Raw genomic sequence first — 16,321 nt, forward strand, 5'->3', positions numbered from 1 at the left:
TATATGCCTGATGTGATTCGTGTTCCTCGGACCAGGACTTTGCCTCCATCTTCTTTCAGATTCCATCTCACGATAGACACCCTTGATATTGGCTAGTGGTTGGCAGTTGCGACATCGCCCCCACAGTGGACTTTCACCACCTAGATATATGCCATGCCCGGCATACAAAAAAGCACTTAACCCAAATAAGTTTTGTGCTTTATTTTTATATATCTTCTCCCATATCAAAAAGAAAACAGATTCCATTTCCTGTTAAAGAATAATCTAAGTGTTGAAATTGCTTAATATGTTTTTGAGATAAAGGTTGTTCTAAATCATCAATTGTAACTTTAACAAACTGATTGATTTGAACAATACTAATACTTAGTGATTGATAGTGATAAAAACTATCTAAGATTGTTGTTAAAGTATTTAAAAATGATAAATCATCATAAAAAACATGTTGTTCTATTGTAATCATCAATTTGATGTCAATACCTGATTTTTGCATATCACTCAATTTAGAACTCATGACATTATCAAATATTGGATTTTGTGTATGTATTCTTATTGTCATTTTTAAAATTCGTTCCTTATATTGTTTTAATATTTTAAGTGCTTTTGTGTCATCATGATTGACAATAGCATTTTCAATAATATTCAAATGATATAACAATCTATGTTCCGTTCTTTCAATTTCATCTTTTAAATAACGAAATGTACTTAATTTTTGTTGCTGAAATAACGCTAATTGTTCTTTTTTCTTTTCTTCTAAAAGTTTTTGATTAACGTAGTTGTAATAATAAACAGTATGAACAAAAATAGTCAAAATACTAATAACTAGAATAAAATCTATCAAGACCATAAACTTTGAAAAAAGTGATGTCTGTAAATTCATCCATTCTATTCCTACACTCAATAATAATAACATTTGAATGGAAACTATACTTTTCCAATTCTTTATTGGAGTTGATTGTTCTGAATAATGGCATCTTTTTAAGTAGCCAAAGGTAAATAGAGCCTGTATAACTCTTTGAACAACATCAATAAGATAATAAGATATATGAATATCAAAGTGCATAAATATATTTGTGATAATCACTGAGAAAATACCTAATACTATCACAAATGATTCATACACCACAACTATATAAAAATCTAAAAATGTCATTTTCTTCGTTTTCATGAAAACTGATAACAACATGACTAAAATAGTCCCCAATGTAAACCACATACCATAATCATGAAAATAAATATGGATATAATGAAGAACCATTTGAGCAAAAACAGAGTAAAATATATATGTCTTTTTTGAAGAATAGTGAAAATAATAAGCAATAAAACATGAAAAAAGAATACTTTCAATCAAAGATATAGTTAGTGAAAATATCATAATCGTAAAAATGTCTTATATCTTTCTTTAAATTGTTCTTTATAACTTCTTCCAATAGAAAGAACTTTTTCATTTTTCATAATAACTTCCTGACTTTTTATTGCTTTGACTTCACTTAAATGGACAAGAAAAGATTTATGTACTTGTACAAATTCATGATTCAATATTTTCTGTATTGCTTTTAAAGATCGATTATCATAATAAATACCATTGTATGTATGAATAGATAATTTATGAACTTCTATTTCTATATATATGATTGATGATATTGGAACAACAGCTTGTGTATATTTATAATTCAAATGTAAAAGCTGATGATTTTTTAATTTCTCCATCAATAAATTTATAAAAGATTGAAAATCTTTTTTATAAATACTCTTTCTAATAAAGAAAAAAGGTTGCGTGATCAATGTATCAAAAACAAGCGAAGAATGTGAAGAAATAAATACAAGATAGGATGTTGGATTGTTTTGTAGCATTTTTTGAGCAATATCTATTCCATTATCTTGCAGCAAATCAATATCTATGAAAATAAGGTGATACTTTTTTTGAAAATTCATTTCATTGAAATGAGAGGATTGTATTTCAAAATTTAAATAATCAGTTTTTTCACTTAAATAGATAATTAAATCTTTTTTTAATTTTTGACAAAACTCAAAATCATCATCAACAATACAAATATCCATTTTTATTTCATCCTTCATTTTATAAATTTTCTGTTTTGAATAATCTTTTTCAATAACACCTTATTTATTGTAATTTATAAATACACAAATAGAGATTTATTTCATCAACTACTGAATTATTTCATCAACAACATTAAAATAGTGTTATTGATGAAAATCATTTATTTTAGTCACTATTTTAATCCGTACTTTTTACAATACAAAATATCCACCACCTTTTTTATTGCCTATATATTCAACCAAACTCTGTTTCTTTAGTTTTCTTATAGCATTATCAATACTTGTTTCTTTTAATCCACATAACTGACTTAATGCAGGTATTCTTAATCCAGGATTATTTAAAATTGTATTATAAACAATTTGTTGATTTTTAGGTAGTTTAATAACTTCTTGTATTGGTTTATTATCTTGATCTTCGTATTCTTTATATTCTTTATTAATATACATAATAACTTGTGTATAATCATCGGTTTCATTATCAGGTAAAAATACTGGAGCATCATTACCATTTTCCTGTAAAGCCATTTTTGCTCGTCTAACTCACATTCAACTCTGTTATTTTCTATCATACTATAAGCAAAAACTTGTAAATCATTTAAATTCATACAACCTGCTCCTTTCTTTCATTTTCATATTTGATTATACCACAATTTATAAGTCAAATTCAGTTATATCATATTCTTATCAAATATTATTATGTATAAAGAAAGATAGTCATGACAACTCTATATATTTCTATTTGAGTTTTCATAACTACCCGTTAAATATTATACCTTTTTCACGATAACATTTTGACTTTGTAAATATTCCTCACTATCAAAAGGAATCTGTTGATCCGTAACAACATAAGACACTTCATGCGTAGGCAAAAGATTAACTAAGCCAACTTGCTGAAACTTTGATGATTCCGTGATCACAATAACATGATAAGCCTGTTTTGCCATATCTCTTACCGTTTCACTACGCATATAATCATTACCAGTAAATCCTGATGCCTTAGAAAAACCATCTGCCCCAATAAAAAACTTATCTACAAAAAGGCTTCAACACATTTGCGTGTCATCGGTCCAACACAAACCTGTGCTTCTTTTTGATATTCACCACCAAGTAAAATAATACGTACCTGTGAATATTGACGAATAAACTCAGAGATAAAGGCTGAATTGGTAATAATTGTGACATCTTTTTTTGTCATAGCGATTTCTTGTGCCAATAATGCACAACAAGAACCTGATTCAATCATAATCGTTTCCCCATCTTCTATTAACTGACAAGCAGCTTTCGCAAGTTTCTGTTTGACATCATAATGATAAGCCAAACGATTATTCATATCATCCTGACCATTAAGAGTCGCAAAACCATGTTCTCTAATAATTAAACCTTTTTTCTCCAACAAATCTAAATCTTTACGAATTGTTACTTGTGAAACTTTTAAAAGTTCAGAAAATTCATTCACTTCTACTTTTTTCTTTCCGTCAACAATTCTAATATCTGTGTCTGTCTAACTTCCATTTTTTTCATATCCATCACCTTTATACCTAGATTATCACAAACAAGTTTCAAACGCAACTTTATATCTTAAAGAAAAAAGCAATCCGAAGATTACTTTTCATCATACACAAAATGTGTTGTTAAAGGATGAAACAATGATAGTCACAAGTATGTCTAGATTTAATCTGGCTTATATAATCTAAAATGACGATGAATAGGAGTATGAGGGCGACTATGCATATATTCAAGTCCTTGTTTTTATTATATATCTTACACGCTTAGATATATAGGTTAGTTTATGCTAACTTTAGTTGATAATTAATAGTTAGCTTTAACTAACTCTATAACTAGTATACTATATTATGTTGATTTGTCAATACTTTTTCTCATTTTTTTAACTTTTTAAAAGCAGATTATCTTATGACAACCTGCTTTATTTATCCATTATAGATTGAATATGATAACCAGCTTCTTCTACCACATAATATAACTCTTGTTCATTGAGTTCTCGATCATATGATACAACAGCTAAGTGTGTATCTAAATCAACTTTAGCACTTGCACCTTCAATAGAATTAATCGCCTTCATCACATGATGAACACAATTTTGACAATGCATCCCTTCAATTTCTAAAGTTTTCTTACCAATGATTGGAGATTGAAGTTTCTTTTCTTCAATGTCATAACTTTCATGACTTCCTCCACAACAAGGACTCTCACCTTTAAAATGTTTTAAGCTTCCTTTCAATGCCAAAGCCAATAAAACTACAACTATAATAATGATAATCGCATCAATCATGTTGATCCCTTCTTTCTTGGAATTTTTGATCTTTGCGCATATTCAATTTCTTCTTGAACTGTTGAAAACCTAAATAAGCCAACATGCCTATGATATACACAACAATAATAATGATAAACATATAAAACATTGATCCTGTTGAATTACCCATTGAGATGTTCCTCTCTTTTATCTGCATCATACATTTCTTTTAAACGACTTATATCACCGCATCCACTACATCCTGCGCAAATACCGTTACAGCCATTTTTTGATGCATTTTTCTTTTTACGATAATGTTGAATCATAATCCATAAACAATAACTGGCAATCAATGCCAAAACAATTATATCCATCATATCATTCAACTCCTTCCATACGGTAAAACTGGACACTTTTAGTATCCAGTTTTTATACTATGAATTCACCTGAACAGAACGTCTTGCATAAACTTTCTGATTTTTATAAGGATCAGGTCTAAACAATAAGAATAATAGCACAGCTGCTAAGACAAATGCAATAGCTGTCCAAATACCAAATACACCTGTTACAACAAATGTTCCAATTTGATAAATGCATAAGCATACAACATAAGCAAAGACATTTTGGAAAATAATTGCAAACCAGAACCATTTTCTAGACTGCATTTGTTGTGCCATTGTTGCGATAGCTGCAAGACATGGAGAATCTAACATATTGAAAATCAAGAATGATAAAGCTGATAATGTTGTTGGGAACCATGCATGAACACCTTGCGCAACGTTCATAGCATCTTCTACGTCACCTGCCACATTCGCAAGAACTCCCATTGTAGAAACAATGGCTTCTTTAGCACTGAATCCTGAAAGCGAAGCAGCTACTGCCTGCCAATTTCCAAAACCTAATGGAGCAAAGATTGGCGCAATCAATCCAGCAATAAGTGCTAATAAACTATCACCACTATCTTCAACCATACCAAATGTACCATCTGCAAAGCCATAACCTTCTAAGAACCAAATCACAACACATGCCAAGAATAAGATTGTACCTGCTTTAATCAAGAATCCTTTTAATCTTTCCCACACATGTAATAAAACAGTTTTCACTGATGGAATATGATATTGAGGTAATTCCATGACAAATGGAGCAGGTTTTCCTGAGAAAGGTTTTGTTTTCTTTAAGATAATTGCCGCAACAAGGACTGCAACAATTCCTAAGAAATACATCATAGGTGCAATCAATGCACTTTCTGCATAACCTGCAACTTCACCAGCAATAACACCACCCATTAGTGAAATAACTGGAAGTTTGGCACCACAAGGAATGAAAGTTGCTGTCATAATTGTTAAACGACGATCATTATCTTGTTCAATTGTTTTAGATGCCATGATTCCAGGAATACCACATCCTGAAGAAATTAATAACGGAATAAAGCTTTTTCCAGACAAACCAAAATGTCTAAAGACTCTGTCCATCACAAAAGCAATACGCACCATATATCCACAATCTTCTAAGATAGATAAGAACAAGAACAAAATAGCCATCTGTGGTGCAAAGCCAAGCACTGCTCCTAATCCACCAATAATGCCATCGACAACCAAACCAGTGACAATATCACCAGCACCGATATTCCCTAAAAACGCGGTAACGGCATCTTGAATCGCAACTACAAAGACATCATTTGTCCAATCAGTCACCCAAGTTCCAACTGTTGTGACTGATACATAATAAACTAAAAACATCACAGCTATAAAAATAGGAATACCTAAAATACGATTTGTAACAATCTTATCAATTTTATCAGATATAGTTAATTTTTCTCCACCTTTTTTCACAGTAGTGGAAATAATCTTTTGAATAAATTGATAACGCTCATCTGTCACAATACTTTCCATATCATCATCATGTTTCTTTTCTAATGCTTGACGCTTTTCATCAATAACATTTTGATCAGAAATCTTTGATTGTAATTTTTCAACGACTTGACTATCATTTTCTAATAGTTTAATCGCATACCATCTTTTTTTATCTGCACTTATAGATGCAGGTAATTGATTTTCTACTTCAGTAATCGCTTTTTCTAAATCAGTTGAGAATATATCTTTTGGTAAAGATACATCTTTTTGACGAGCCACTTTCACGGCTTCCTCAATTAAAGCATCTAATCCAGTTTGTTTTAATGCTGAAGTTTCAATAATTGGACAATTCAACAACATAGATAGACGTTTAACATCAATTTTAATATTTCTCTTTTTCAATAAATCTGCCATATTTAACGCAATCACAACTGGTACACCTGTTTCAATCAATTGTGTTGTTAAATAAAGGTTTCTTTCAATATTAGTTGCATCAACCAAATCAATAATCACATCAGGGTTTTCATTTAAAATATAATCACGACTGACAACTTCTTCTAAAGTATAAGGTGAAAGAGAATAAATACCAGGTAAATCTGTAATGATAATATTTTCATCTTTACGTTTTCCTTTTAACTTCCCTTCTTTTTTCTCTACGGTTACTCCAGGCCAGTTTCCAACATATTGATTTGCCCCTGTTAAAGCATTGAACATTGTTGTTTTCCCACAGTTAGGATTTCCTGCAAGAGCAATTTTTATATTCATATCTTCATACCTCCCTATTTTACTTGTACACATTGCGCATCCATTTTTCTTACAGACAATTCATAACCTCTGACTGTAATTTCAACCGGATCACCTAAAGGAGCTACTTTTCTAATATATAAATCTGTTCCTTTTGTGATTCCCATATCCATGATGCGTCGTTTATAAGCACTATCCCCATCAATCTTTGTGACAGTGACTGTGCTTCCTACTTTTGCTTCACTTAAATTCATTTGTTATCTCTCCTTTCAATCTATGCATATATCAGCTATACCATAATATGACGTGCCATCTCTTTATTAATCGCAACACGTGAATCTTTAATATTAACAATCACATTTCCACTAATAGTTGATAAAACTGTAATTTCACTGCCAGCTACAAAACCAAGATTCTTTAAAAAACGTCTTGTTTCTTCACTACCACCAATCCTGCGAATTGTATTCACTTCTCCAATACCTACTAATGTTAATGGCATCATACTCATCCCTTCCTAAATTAGCAAAAGCTAACTCTTAATTAAAAATATAAGTTAGTTGATACTAACCACATCATTAGAATACTCCCATTTCCTATATTTGTCAATATTGCAAAGCAAAAAAGTAGCTATTTTTCTTTTTTATAAGTATAATGAAAGAATAACGATAAATTATTTTCTATTGTCAAACCTTTTACCTATTCATTGTCAAGCTGCCAATGAGAACTTTCATTTTGTAATTCAACCATATGATGATATAGTCCTTTTTCAGCATATAACTGTGCCGGTGTCCCCTGTTCCTTGACTCGTCCATTTTCCAGTACAACAATCTTATCAGCTGATTGAACTGTACGCATGCGATGTGCAATAACTAATACCGTTTTATTTTCCAAGAGTCTTGATAAAGCCTCTTGAACTCTTGTTTCATTTTCCACATCAAGACTCGCAGTAGCTTCATCCAATAAAATGATTGAAGCATCTTTCAACAAAGCTCTGGCAATGGATATACGTTGTCTTTCGCCACCAGAAAGCTTCGCTCCATTTTCACCAATAAATGTATTATATCCTTGGGATAATACATCTACAAATTCATCACAGTTAGCCGCTTTGGCAGCTGCCAGTACTTCTTCATCTGTTGCTCCTCGCTTACCAAGACGAATATTTTCCATAACAGTATCATCAAATAAAACAACATCTTGAAATACCATTGAATAGTCACTTAACAATATCTCTGGATCAACTGTGGAAATATCCACACCTCCTACCTTAATTGTACCTTTAGAAATATCCCATAATCTGGCTGCCAATCTTGCACAGGTGCTCTTCCCTGAACCTGATGGACCAACCAGCGCCGTCACTTCTCCCTCTTTGGCAGTAAAGCTAATATCATGTAAAACTTCATTTTGATCATAAGCAAATCTGACATGTTCAAATACAATATCATGTCCTTGAGGTTCAAAATTTTCTATACCGCCTGCCAAAGATGTTTCATAGATTTTATTCATGCGATTAGCTGATATTTGTGAAACAAACATTTCCGCAATCAAAGCCAGACTTTGATCGAAAGGAGCATAAATACGTGTAATAACCATCAAAAATAAGAACAAAAGCATAAAGTCAATACTTCCAGATAAAATGAGGTGAGTTCCTACAAGCATTGTTGTTGCGACACCAAGACGCATGATAACACTCGCTGCATTGACAAAAAGTCCGGTTCCAAGTTCTCCCTGAATCATGACGCGTTCATGATCATCAATTTTCTGATATAATTCTTCTAAATATCGTTCTTCTTGATTAGTAGCACGGATTTCTCTAATATTTTCTAATGTTTCCTGAATACCATCAGAAACACGAATGGCATAACTTTTTGTTCTTTTAGATGCTTGAACAGTCAATTTTCTTGATCCAAACAATAAAGCAAAAGCTACCGGAACACCCCATAGACAAGCCGCAGCAAGTCGCCAATCATATATAAATAAAAAAACTGCGATAATTGCCGTAGAAATATAAGCACCATAGAGATAGCCTAAGACATGGGACCAGACATGTTCCATACGATTGACATCGCCCATAATCGTTTCTGTTAAATCAGCTAAATCACGCTTACCAAAATATCCAAGTGGAAGCTTGCGAAGTCGTTCAGCAAGACTCAAACGTGTTGCTTTCACTTCATTATACACAAGTCCATAAGTGGCTTTATATTGCTGTAAATGTGTTATAAAAGACAAGAACACAAATACGACAAGTAAAGTAATAATAAGCATGGTATGAGATAATGAACTTCCATCAACAAGAACCGCCATAAAATCAGACATCATCAAGTAGAGAATACTCATCCCCATCATAACGACCAAGTTAACAACAACTGTCCAAAATGTTCCTTTTTTTATATTCTGTATACCTTGATCTGTGAGAGCATACTTGCGTTTAAATTTTTCTCCAAACATTTACTTTGCCTCCTTATCACTTGTAATTTTCCATTGAACAGCTTTATTGTAATCTTGCCACATTCTAGCATACAGACCATTTGCATTTACCAATTCTTTATGCGTACCCTGTTCAACAAGTTTTCCTTTTTCTAATACAATAATTTTATTGGCACCGACAACAGTAGAAAGACGATGGGCAATCATAATGACAGTTCGTCCCTTTGTAAGTGTAGCAAATGCTTTTTGAATGAGCGCTTCATTTTCTGGATCAGCAAAAGCTGTCGCTTCATCCAGTACGACAATAGGTGCGTCTTTCAAAATCGCTCTAGCTAGTGCAATACGCTGTTGCTCCCCACCAGAAAGATAAGTTCCTTCAGTTCCAATCTGTGTATCAATACCATCGGGTAGTTTATCAATAATATCTTTGCACTGAGCTGCCATTAACGCTTCCATGACTTGTTCTCTTGATGCCTGTGGACGTGCAGCACGTACATTTTCTAAAATAGATGCTTTGAATAAACGATTATTCTGAAAAACAAAAGCCACTTGATCCATAAGAACATGGGGATCCATTTGTGTAACATTCACACCACCAACTTCTACGGCACCTGAACTGACATCCCAAAATCTTGGAATCAGACTCGCCGCTGTTGTTTTACCTCCACCAGAAGGTCCGACCAATGCTATTGTCTGACCTGATTCTGCTGTAAAAGATAGATGTGAAAGTGCTGGTTTTGTGGCTCCACTATAAGTAAAACTGACATCCTTAAATTCCACTTTATTATTTTGAGGCATTTGTGGATGATCTGGTTTCTTGAGAGTTGGTGCTTCTATGACTTGACGAATACGATCCAATGCTGTACCCGCCAACATCATTCCTGAAGAAGCAAACATGATTTTCGCAAGAGCCGTAGAAATGATAGCTGAAAAAACAGCGTAGAAAACAAAATCAGTGACAAACTCTGCAAACTGTCCGTTTGCTAAAGCACTAGGTGCTAAAAACAGGGCAACTGGTACCAGAAAAATAAAAGCACCTTCTGTAAAAGTCAAGTTGACAGTTTGAGGGACTTGACAGACATCCGCCTGATAATATTCAGCCTTATTGCTATAAACTTCTATCGCCTCTTTAAAAGCCTTAAAAGAATATACTGTCTGCTGGAAGATTTTGACGACTGGAATACCACGAACATATTCCGTTCCCGCCTTTGTCATGCGATCTTGAGTCGCTTGATATTCCCCGACAATTTGTGCATTTTTGCCACCCATCATTGAAAACATCGCAATCACCGAAATTACCACTGCCATCAAACATGCCAAGCCCATGCGCCAGTCAAAGACAAACATCATAACTATCATTGATACAAAAAGCACGATTGTACCTACAATATCAGCCAAGTTATGAGCCATAAGCTGTTCAGTGTCAGCCGACGCTGCATCCAATCGTCCACGAATCAACCCAGAGGCATTGGAATCAAAATAGCCAAGAGGCACTTTCATCATATGGGCAACACCCTGTTTACGAATATTTGCAGCAGTACGAAAAGCAGCAAGATGCGTACACATCAATCCCATAAAATATAAGATGATTCCACCTACCGCAAAACCAAAGGCTATCCATCCATATTGGGAAATACCTTGTGCCTGTGTCCAATTCGGTGCTACTGCAATGAGATCACGGGCTACCAACCAGATACAAATGTAAGGCACCATACTTAAAAGCATCGATACAGCTGACAAGGCTAATCCTAAGAAAGTCAAACCTTTTCGGTTCCCTGCATATTCTAACAAAACAGCGACATCACTTTTCTTCTTTTCTTTCATAACAACCCCTCCTTATCAAGTTAGTCAAAGCTAACTTAAAACTTTAAAAAAGAAGATTTTTAGGCTTTCCACTTATGACAAAGCAAGAAAGCCATTATATATCATTTTTCAGCAGATTCTCTACGTTATATTAGAAACAGTTTTAACCATCCAGCAGTATAAAATTCTCGTAACTGTTCGACATCTCGCACAGCTTCTTCTTTTGGCATATCATGAATCACAATCTCAAAAATGCCACCTAGCATACCACTGACAATAATATGACAAAGTGAACGACTCAACTCAAGTCCTTCATAGCCTAAAGATCGAAACGTTTCTACATATTGCATTGTGCTTTCCACTTCAACTTCAACCATATTGTGGACAAAGTTTTCATAATCCGTACCGGCAGCACCACATATCAACAATTTGACCGGTTCTTTATGTTCGCAAATGTAATCCACCATCCAGCGAAGGTAAGATCCAGATTCTACTCCAACATGTTCTATTTTTTCTTTTTCAGGCAATCCTGCAAAAGAAAGCTGAGCATCCATAAACCTTGACATCAAAGCTTTCGCATGTGGTTCAACAATTGACGCAAATAAAGCTTCCTTACTAGAAAAGTATCCATAAAAAGCACCTGTCGTTACACCAGCATTTTTAACAATCTGGCGTAAAGAAGACCCTCTAAACCCTTTATCCAAAAATTCATCAAGAGCTGCCTGTTGAATCTTTTCCAATGTTGAACTTGACGTTTCCTGCATCTTCGCACCTCCATATAACAACGATATATAACACTGTTATAATACACCCTTATCTCCCTTCTTGTCAAGAAAATACATAACATAAATGATTAAACATAAAAAACTTGAGATTTTATTTTCTCAAGTTATGTTTTGATAACCGTGTTGACCGACTTCAAATGTATTGCCTTCCACAAATAAAGTCAAAACACCTTTTTCATCTGCCTGTGTTTTTAAAATAGGCATAGCTAAATATAGAGTACGTGCCTGCCCTGCAAGAATACTTCCACTTTGAGAGATAGACTTATGATCTTCACTTTCTAATATGACTTGTGAACGAATTGTTTCATCTCCTATTTGATATTCACAATATAAATAATCTGATGGATCAATATCTGAAGATGACTGATTTTTTATTTCTAAAGACAAAACTACAAAGATTTCATTCTCATTTTCAGTTGGATGATAACTATAAAAGAAACCTTTTTTTGATGGTTCAATACGTGCACTTTGTTGATAATCTAGTAATGTCACTTGAGCACTTGGACATTCAATCACATCACCAATTGATTTTACTTGGGCATTTTCTTGAAATTCTTCTAAAGAAAAAATATATTGATAATCTTTTTGATTCATCACCCTTACATTTAATTGTGCTTGTTGTTCTTCACTTTTCATAACTTCACAATAAAGATGAACATATCTTTCTTCTTGTGATTTTAAGGTATCCGTTGTACTGATTTGTGTATAGTATAAAGATTCAATAGCTAATTGTACATCATGTTCTTCTTGATTCAACTGTATTGTTCCCTGATACAAATCATCAAGTTCATATTCTTGATCTGTTAAATTTTTTGTTTTAAAAATCAAATCAACAAAGACATAATTTTCATCTATTGGTTTTAAATACTGATATGTTTTATTTTTATTCGTTGGTGCAATCTCATCTGTTAGTGATGTTTTGACAATTTCAAATTCTAATTGATCATCTATTGTATATGTCTTTGTGGTTTCTAATGTTTCTATTGTTGGTTGTTTTTTTGTTGTGGCATTGGTCTTGTTTTCTTGAGGTGAAGAACATCCACATAGAAGCATTGCCACTATAAAAATCATTAATTTTTTCATAAATATCCATCCCCTTTGACTTTATTTTACCATAGATTTCTTTTTTAGCGAAAAATTAATGACCTTATCAAACAAAAAGGCAGAAGCTTTCACTTTTGCCTTTATTCAATCACTCTCACTTGAATGACATTTTCTAATTTCTTTAATTCTTCTTTATCTACAACATCTTGTGTATCAATCATGGTATAAGCATATTCCCCTTTTGCTTTATTGACCATGTTTTCAATATTAATATGATTATTTGCAAGTAAAGTTGCAAATTGTGCTAACATATTTGGTACATTTTTATGGATTAAACAAATACGATATTTTGTTGTACGTGGTTCTTTGACTGCTGGCATGTTGACAGAATTTGTAATATTTCCATTTTCTAAATAATCTTTCATTTCTTTTACTGCCATACTTGCACAATTATCTTCAGATTCAGGTGTTGATGCTCCTAAATGTGGCATAACTACAACATCTTTTTGATCAATAATATCATCTGTTGCAAAGTCTGTAATATATTTTTTGATTTTACCACTTTGAATCCCTGCCAAAACATCTTGAGAATTGACAAGATCTGCTCTGGCAAAGTTTAAAATACGTACACCATCTTTCATTTTAGCAATACTTTCTTGATTAATCATCCCTTTTGTTTCAGGTGTACTTGGCGCATGAAGTGTAATATAATCACATTCACTAAAAATTGTATCCATATTTTGAGCATTTTTAACCCATTTACTCATTCCCCATGCAGCATCTACAGAAATATATGGATCATATCCATAAACTTCCATCCCCAATTTAATCGCCGCATTAGCAACATGAACACCTATTGCTCCTAAACCAATAATCCCTAATTTTTTACCATCTAATTCTGGTCCTACAAATTGACTTTTTCCTTTTTCGACAAGTTTTCCAACATCATTTTGTCCTTTTAAAGTTTTCACCCATTCAATAGCTTCTACAACCTGACGTGAAGCTAGAAATAGTCCACATAAAACCAACTCTTTAACCGCATTGGCATTAGCTCCTGGTGTATTAAAAACAACAATTCCTTGTTCACTACATTTATCAATAGGGATATTATTCACCCCTGCACCAGCTCTAGCTATCGCTTTTAATGTTGTTGGAAAATTATAATCATGCAAAGAGGCAGAACGAACTAAAATTCCATCTTCTTGTTCAATGTCTTCTCCTATTTGATATTGATCATGAAACAAATCTGTTCCTGCCGGAGAAATTTTATTCATTAATTTTATCTTATACATTGATCTCACCCATTTTCTTCTTCAAATTTTTTCATAAAGGCAACTAATGCCTCCACACCTTCTTTTTCCATCGCATTATAAATAGAGGCACGAATACCACCTACTGAACGATGACCTTTTAAGTTTGTCATTCCTGCTTTGACAGATTCTTTAACAAACAATGCATCTAAATCTTTATTTGGACAAGTAAATGTCACATTCATAATAGAGCGATTATCAGGATTACTATGTGTCTGATAGAAATCGCTTTGATCTAGGTAGTCATAAAGAAGTTTCGCTTTTTCTTCATTAATTTTTTGCATTACTTCTAAGCCACCCAAATCATCAATCCATTTTAAAACTTCACCTAATACATAGATAGAGAATGTTGGTGGTGTATTGTACATAGAATCGTTTTTCGCAATTGTATCATATTCCATTAAAACAGGAATTTTATCTTGATGATCTTGAATCAAATCTTCTCTGACAATCACAACACCTAATCCAGCAATTCCCATATTTTTTTGTGCACCCGCATAAATCATACCATAATCACTAACCTGAATAGGTTTAGATAAAATATTTGATGACATATCTGCCACAATTGGAACGCCATGTGTATCAGGAACATATTTCCATTCTGTTCCATAAATCGTATTGTTTGAACATAAATGCACATATGATGTATCTTCTCTTAAATCTAATTCATCTTGTGTTGGAATATGTTTAAAGTTGCGTTCACTTCCATCATAAACAATATGCACATCTCCAAATTTCTTTGCTTCTTGGGCTGATTTTTTAGAAAAAGCCCCTGTCACAATATAATCAGCTTTCCCATTTTTCATTAAATTTAAAGGAATAGTAGAAAACTGCTGTGTAGCCCCACCTTGAATAAATAATATTTGATAGTTATCAGGTATATTCATAACCTTCTTTAACATGGTTTTTGTTTCATTAAAAATTTCAAGATAGGATGATGATCGATGACTCATTTCCATAACACTCATACCACTATCGTTATAATTCAACATTTTAGAAGCAATACTTTCTAATACAGATACAGGTAATGTTGATGGACCTGCTGAAAAGTTATAAACTCTTTTTGTCGTCATATCGACATCCTCCTTTTTAGAATATTGATGTTATTATATATGATTTATACAAATTTATCAATTAATTTTATAATTTTTCATAATTTGGAACATTATTTTTATTAAATTGTATACAATAAAGCAATTTCCACCTCCACCTTTATAATATATTTCAATAAAACAAAAAAAGAACAAGTATTTAAAACTCGTTCATTCTTTGCATTGCTTCTTGTATAAAGTTTCCTACATCTTGAGGTTTATGTGCATCTGAAGCATAAATTAATGGAATGTCATTGTCTTTAAAAATACGCAATAGTTCATCAGACAATCCCAAATCAGGATGATTATAACGATAATAACATCCAACATTATTTTCTGCTTTCATATGATGTTGTTTTAAAAGTTCTGCCATTTTTTGATAAGTTGGCTTTAAATCATAATTAGGATAAATTTGAAAAAGTTTAATCGTATCTGGATGAGCTAACTGGGTAAATAAATCAGATTTAATTAATTGAAACACCAAATCATAATATCTTTGATAAATATGATTGACATCATATTGATTCCACAATAATTCTTTAGAAAAACTCATATCATATAAAATACCATCTATTGAATGAATAGCACCCACAATAAAATCAAAAGAATACATACTTAATACTTCTCTTATATTATCTTCATATTGAGGAACATAACAAACTTCTAATCCATATTTCACTTTAACTGGTAAATCCATAGCTTGTATGTCTTTCATTAAATCCACAAAATCACTGATATGATCTTTAAACTTCATTTTTTTGTTTTCTAGCCATGTCTTTTGTACATCATGAACTTTTAAACCTTCATAAATAGGTTCAAATTCTATAAAACGATGCGTATGATCTAAAATTTGTATTTCATCCAATCCTTTTTGATGTGCTGTTTCAACAAATTGTAATACATATTCTTTAGTTAATGGTCCATTTTCTAAATGCATATGTCCATCTATATATTTCAT

The 16,321-nt window shown here is 32.5% G+C and carries 18 protein-coding genes; all 18 read right to left on the bottom strand.

The genetic code is table 11. The features are described from left to right. Positions 1-205 precede the first annotated feature (205 nt). On the bottom strand, positions 206-1,201 hold the full coding sequence (locus tag NMU03_RS05560) for a hypothetical protein (protein WP_290141666.1): 996 nt from the start codon (positions 1,199-1,201) through the stop codon (positions 206-208). Positions 1,202-1,368: 167 nt separating this feature from the next. After that, complete coding sequence (locus tag NMU03_RS05565) at positions 1,369-2,058, bottom strand: LytR/AlgR family response regulator transcription factor (protein ID WP_290141667.1); 690 nt, start codon at positions 2,056-2,058, stop codon at positions 1,369-1,371. A gap of 192 nt (positions 2,059-2,250) precedes the next feature. Continuing rightward, positions 2,251-2,583, bottom strand: coding sequence for a hypothetical protein (locus NMU03_RS05570; RefSeq protein WP_290141668.1), 333 nt, complete (start codon positions 2,581-2,583; stop codon positions 2,251-2,253). Positions 2,584-2,825: 242 nt separating this feature from the next. Continuing rightward, positions 2,826-3,077 (bottom strand): DeoR/GlpR family DNA-binding transcription regulator, encoded by a 252-nt coding sequence (locus NMU03_RS17990; protein ID WP_435372946.1) that lies wholly within the window; start codon positions 3,075-3,077, stop codon positions 2,826-2,828. An 11-nt stretch (positions 3,078-3,088) separates the two neighbouring features. Further along, the gene (locus NMU03_RS17995; protein ID WP_435372930.1) at positions 3,089-3,514 is read right to left on the bottom strand and encodes a DeoR/GlpR family DNA-binding transcription regulator; all 426 of its coding nucleotides are present in this window, start codon (positions 3,512-3,514) and stop codon (positions 3,089-3,091) included. Positions 3,515-3,982: 468 nt separating this feature from the next. Beyond that, a complete protein-coding gene (locus NMU03_RS05580) occupies positions 3,983-4,348 on the bottom strand; it encodes a heavy-metal-associated domain-containing protein (RefSeq protein WP_290141669.1) in 366 nt (121 codons plus the stop codon). Then, the gene (locus NMU03_RS05585) at positions 4,341-4,499 is read right to left on the bottom strand and encodes a hypothetical protein (RefSeq protein WP_290141670.1); all 159 of its coding nucleotides are present in this window, start codon (positions 4,497-4,499) and stop codon (positions 4,341-4,343) included. Before NMU03_RS05585 ends, NMU03_RS05580 begins: the two co-directional genes overlap by 8 nt. Continuing rightward, positions 4,492-4,686, bottom strand: a complete 195-nt coding sequence (locus NMU03_RS05590; RefSeq protein WP_290141671.1) for a FeoB-associated Cys-rich membrane protein — start codon at positions 4,684-4,686, stop codon at positions 4,492-4,494. Before NMU03_RS05590 ends, NMU03_RS05585 begins: the two co-directional genes overlap by 8 nt. 57 nt (positions 4,687-4,743) lie before the next feature. After that, entirely contained in the window at positions 4,744-6,927 is a 2,184-nt protein-coding gene (gene feoB, locus NMU03_RS05595) for a ferrous iron transport protein B (protein ID WP_290141672.1), read from the bottom strand. Positions 6,928-6,941: 14 nt separating this feature from the next. Next, positions 6,942-7,160, bottom strand: a complete 219-nt coding sequence (locus NMU03_RS05600) for a FeoA family protein (protein WP_290141673.1) — start codon at positions 7,158-7,160, stop codon at positions 6,942-6,944. 35 nt (positions 7,161-7,195) lie between these two features. Continuing rightward, positions 7,196-7,408 (bottom strand): FeoA family protein, encoded by a 213-nt coding sequence (locus NMU03_RS05605; protein ID WP_290141674.1) that lies wholly within the window; start codon positions 7,406-7,408, stop codon positions 7,196-7,198. 194 nt (positions 7,409-7,602) lie between these two features. Beyond that, entirely contained in the window at positions 7,603-9,351 is a 1,749-nt protein-coding gene (locus NMU03_RS05610) for an ABC transporter ATP-binding protein (RefSeq protein WP_290141675.1), read from the bottom strand. Then, a complete protein-coding gene (locus NMU03_RS05615; RefSeq protein ID WP_290141676.1) occupies positions 9,352-11,154 on the bottom strand; it encodes an ABC transporter ATP-binding protein in 1,803 nt (600 codons plus the stop codon). A gap of 125 nt (positions 11,155-11,279) precedes the next feature. Next, positions 11,280-11,897, bottom strand: a complete 618-nt coding sequence (locus tag NMU03_RS05620; protein ID WP_290141677.1) for a TetR/AcrR family transcriptional regulator — start codon at positions 11,895-11,897, stop codon at positions 11,280-11,282. A 120-nt stretch (positions 11,898-12,017) separates the two neighbouring features. Continuing rightward, positions 12,018-13,001, bottom strand: a complete 984-nt coding sequence (locus NMU03_RS05625; protein WP_290141678.1) for a hypothetical protein — start codon at positions 12,999-13,001, stop codon at positions 12,018-12,020. 101 nt (positions 13,002-13,102) lie between these two features. Beyond that, the gene (locus NMU03_RS05630; protein ID WP_290141679.1) at positions 13,103-14,254 is read right to left on the bottom strand and encodes a phosphoglycerate dehydrogenase; all 1,152 of its coding nucleotides are present in this window, start codon (positions 14,252-14,254) and stop codon (positions 13,103-13,105) included. A 5-nt stretch (positions 14,255-14,259) separates the two neighbouring features. After that, the gene (serC, locus tag NMU03_RS05635; protein WP_290141680.1) at positions 14,260-15,345 is read right to left on the bottom strand and encodes a 3-phosphoserine/phosphohydroxythreonine transaminase; all 1,086 of its coding nucleotides are present in this window, start codon (positions 15,343-15,345) and stop codon (positions 14,260-14,262) included. 178 nt (positions 15,346-15,523) lie between these two features. Continuing rightward, the gene (locus NMU03_RS05640) at positions 15,524-16,321 is read right to left on the bottom strand and encodes a PHP domain-containing protein (RefSeq protein ID WP_290141681.1); all 798 of its coding nucleotides are present in this window, start codon (positions 16,319-16,321) and stop codon (positions 15,524-15,526) included.

It is taken from the genome of Allocoprobacillus halotolerans (genome assembly GCF_024399475.1).
Taxonomy (GTDB): Bacteria; Bacillota_I; Bacilli_A; order Erysipelotrichales; family Coprobacillaceae; genus Allocoprobacillus; species Allocoprobacillus halotolerans.

What these genes read in the sequence shown, in the direction of transcription:
- NMU03_RS05565 (WP_290141667.1), bottom strand. Translation starts at nt 2,058, where the DNA reads ATGGATATTTGTATTGTTGATGATGATTTTGAGTTTTGTCAAAAATTA.
- NMU03_RS05590 (WP_290141671.1), bottom strand. Translation starts at nt 4,686, where the DNA reads ATGATGGATATAATTGTTTTGGCATTGATTGCCAGTTATTGTTTATGG.
- serC (WP_290141680.1), bottom strand. Translation starts at nt 15,345, where the DNA reads ATGACGACAAAAAGAGTTTATAACTTTTCAGCAGGTCCATCAACATTA.
- NMU03_RS05570 (WP_290141668.1), bottom strand. Translation starts at nt 2,583, where the DNA reads ATGGCTTTACAGGAAAATGGTAATGATGCTCCAGTATTTTTACCTGAT.
- NMU03_RS05640 (WP_290141681.1), bottom strand. Translation starts at nt 16,321, where the DNA reads ATGAAATATATAGATGGACATATGCATTTAGAAAATGGACCATTAACT.
- NMU03_RS05630 (WP_290141679.1), bottom strand. Translation starts at nt 14,254, where the DNA reads ATGTATAAGATAAAATTAATGAATAAAATTTCTCCGGCAGGAACAGAT.
- NMU03_RS05580 (WP_290141669.1), bottom strand. Translation starts at nt 4,348, where the DNA reads ATGATTGATGCGATTATCATTATTATAGTTGTAGTTTTATTGGCTTTG.
- NMU03_RS05615 (WP_290141676.1), bottom strand. Translation starts at nt 11,154, where the DNA reads ATGAAAGAAAAGAAGAAAAGTGATGTCGCTGTTTTGTTAGAATATGCA.
- NMU03_RS05585 (WP_290141670.1), bottom strand. Translation starts at nt 4,499, where the DNA reads ATGGGTAATTCAACAGGATCAATGTTTTATATGTTTATCATTATTATT.
- feoB (WP_290141672.1), bottom strand. Translation starts at nt 6,927, where the DNA reads ATGAATATAAAAATTGCTCTTGCAGGAAATCCTAACTGTGGGAAAACA.
- NMU03_RS05610 (WP_290141675.1), bottom strand. Translation starts at nt 9,351, where the DNA reads ATGTTTGGAGAAAAATTTAAACGCAAGTATGCTCTCACAGATCAAGGT.
- NMU03_RS05605 (WP_290141674.1), bottom strand. Translation starts at nt 7,408, where the DNA reads ATGATGCCATTAACATTAGTAGGTATTGGAGAAGTGAATACAATTCGC.
- NMU03_RS05620 (WP_290141677.1), bottom strand. Translation starts at nt 11,897, where the DNA reads ATGCAGGAAACGTCAAGTTCAACATTGGAAAAGATTCAACAGGCAGCT.
- NMU03_RS05625 (WP_290141678.1), bottom strand. Translation starts at nt 13,001, where the DNA reads ATGAAAAAATTAATGATTTTTATAGTGGCAATGCTTCTATGTGGATGT.
- NMU03_RS05600 (WP_290141673.1), bottom strand. Translation starts at nt 7,160, where the DNA reads ATGAATTTAAGTGAAGCAAAAGTAGGAAGCACAGTCACTGTCACAAAG.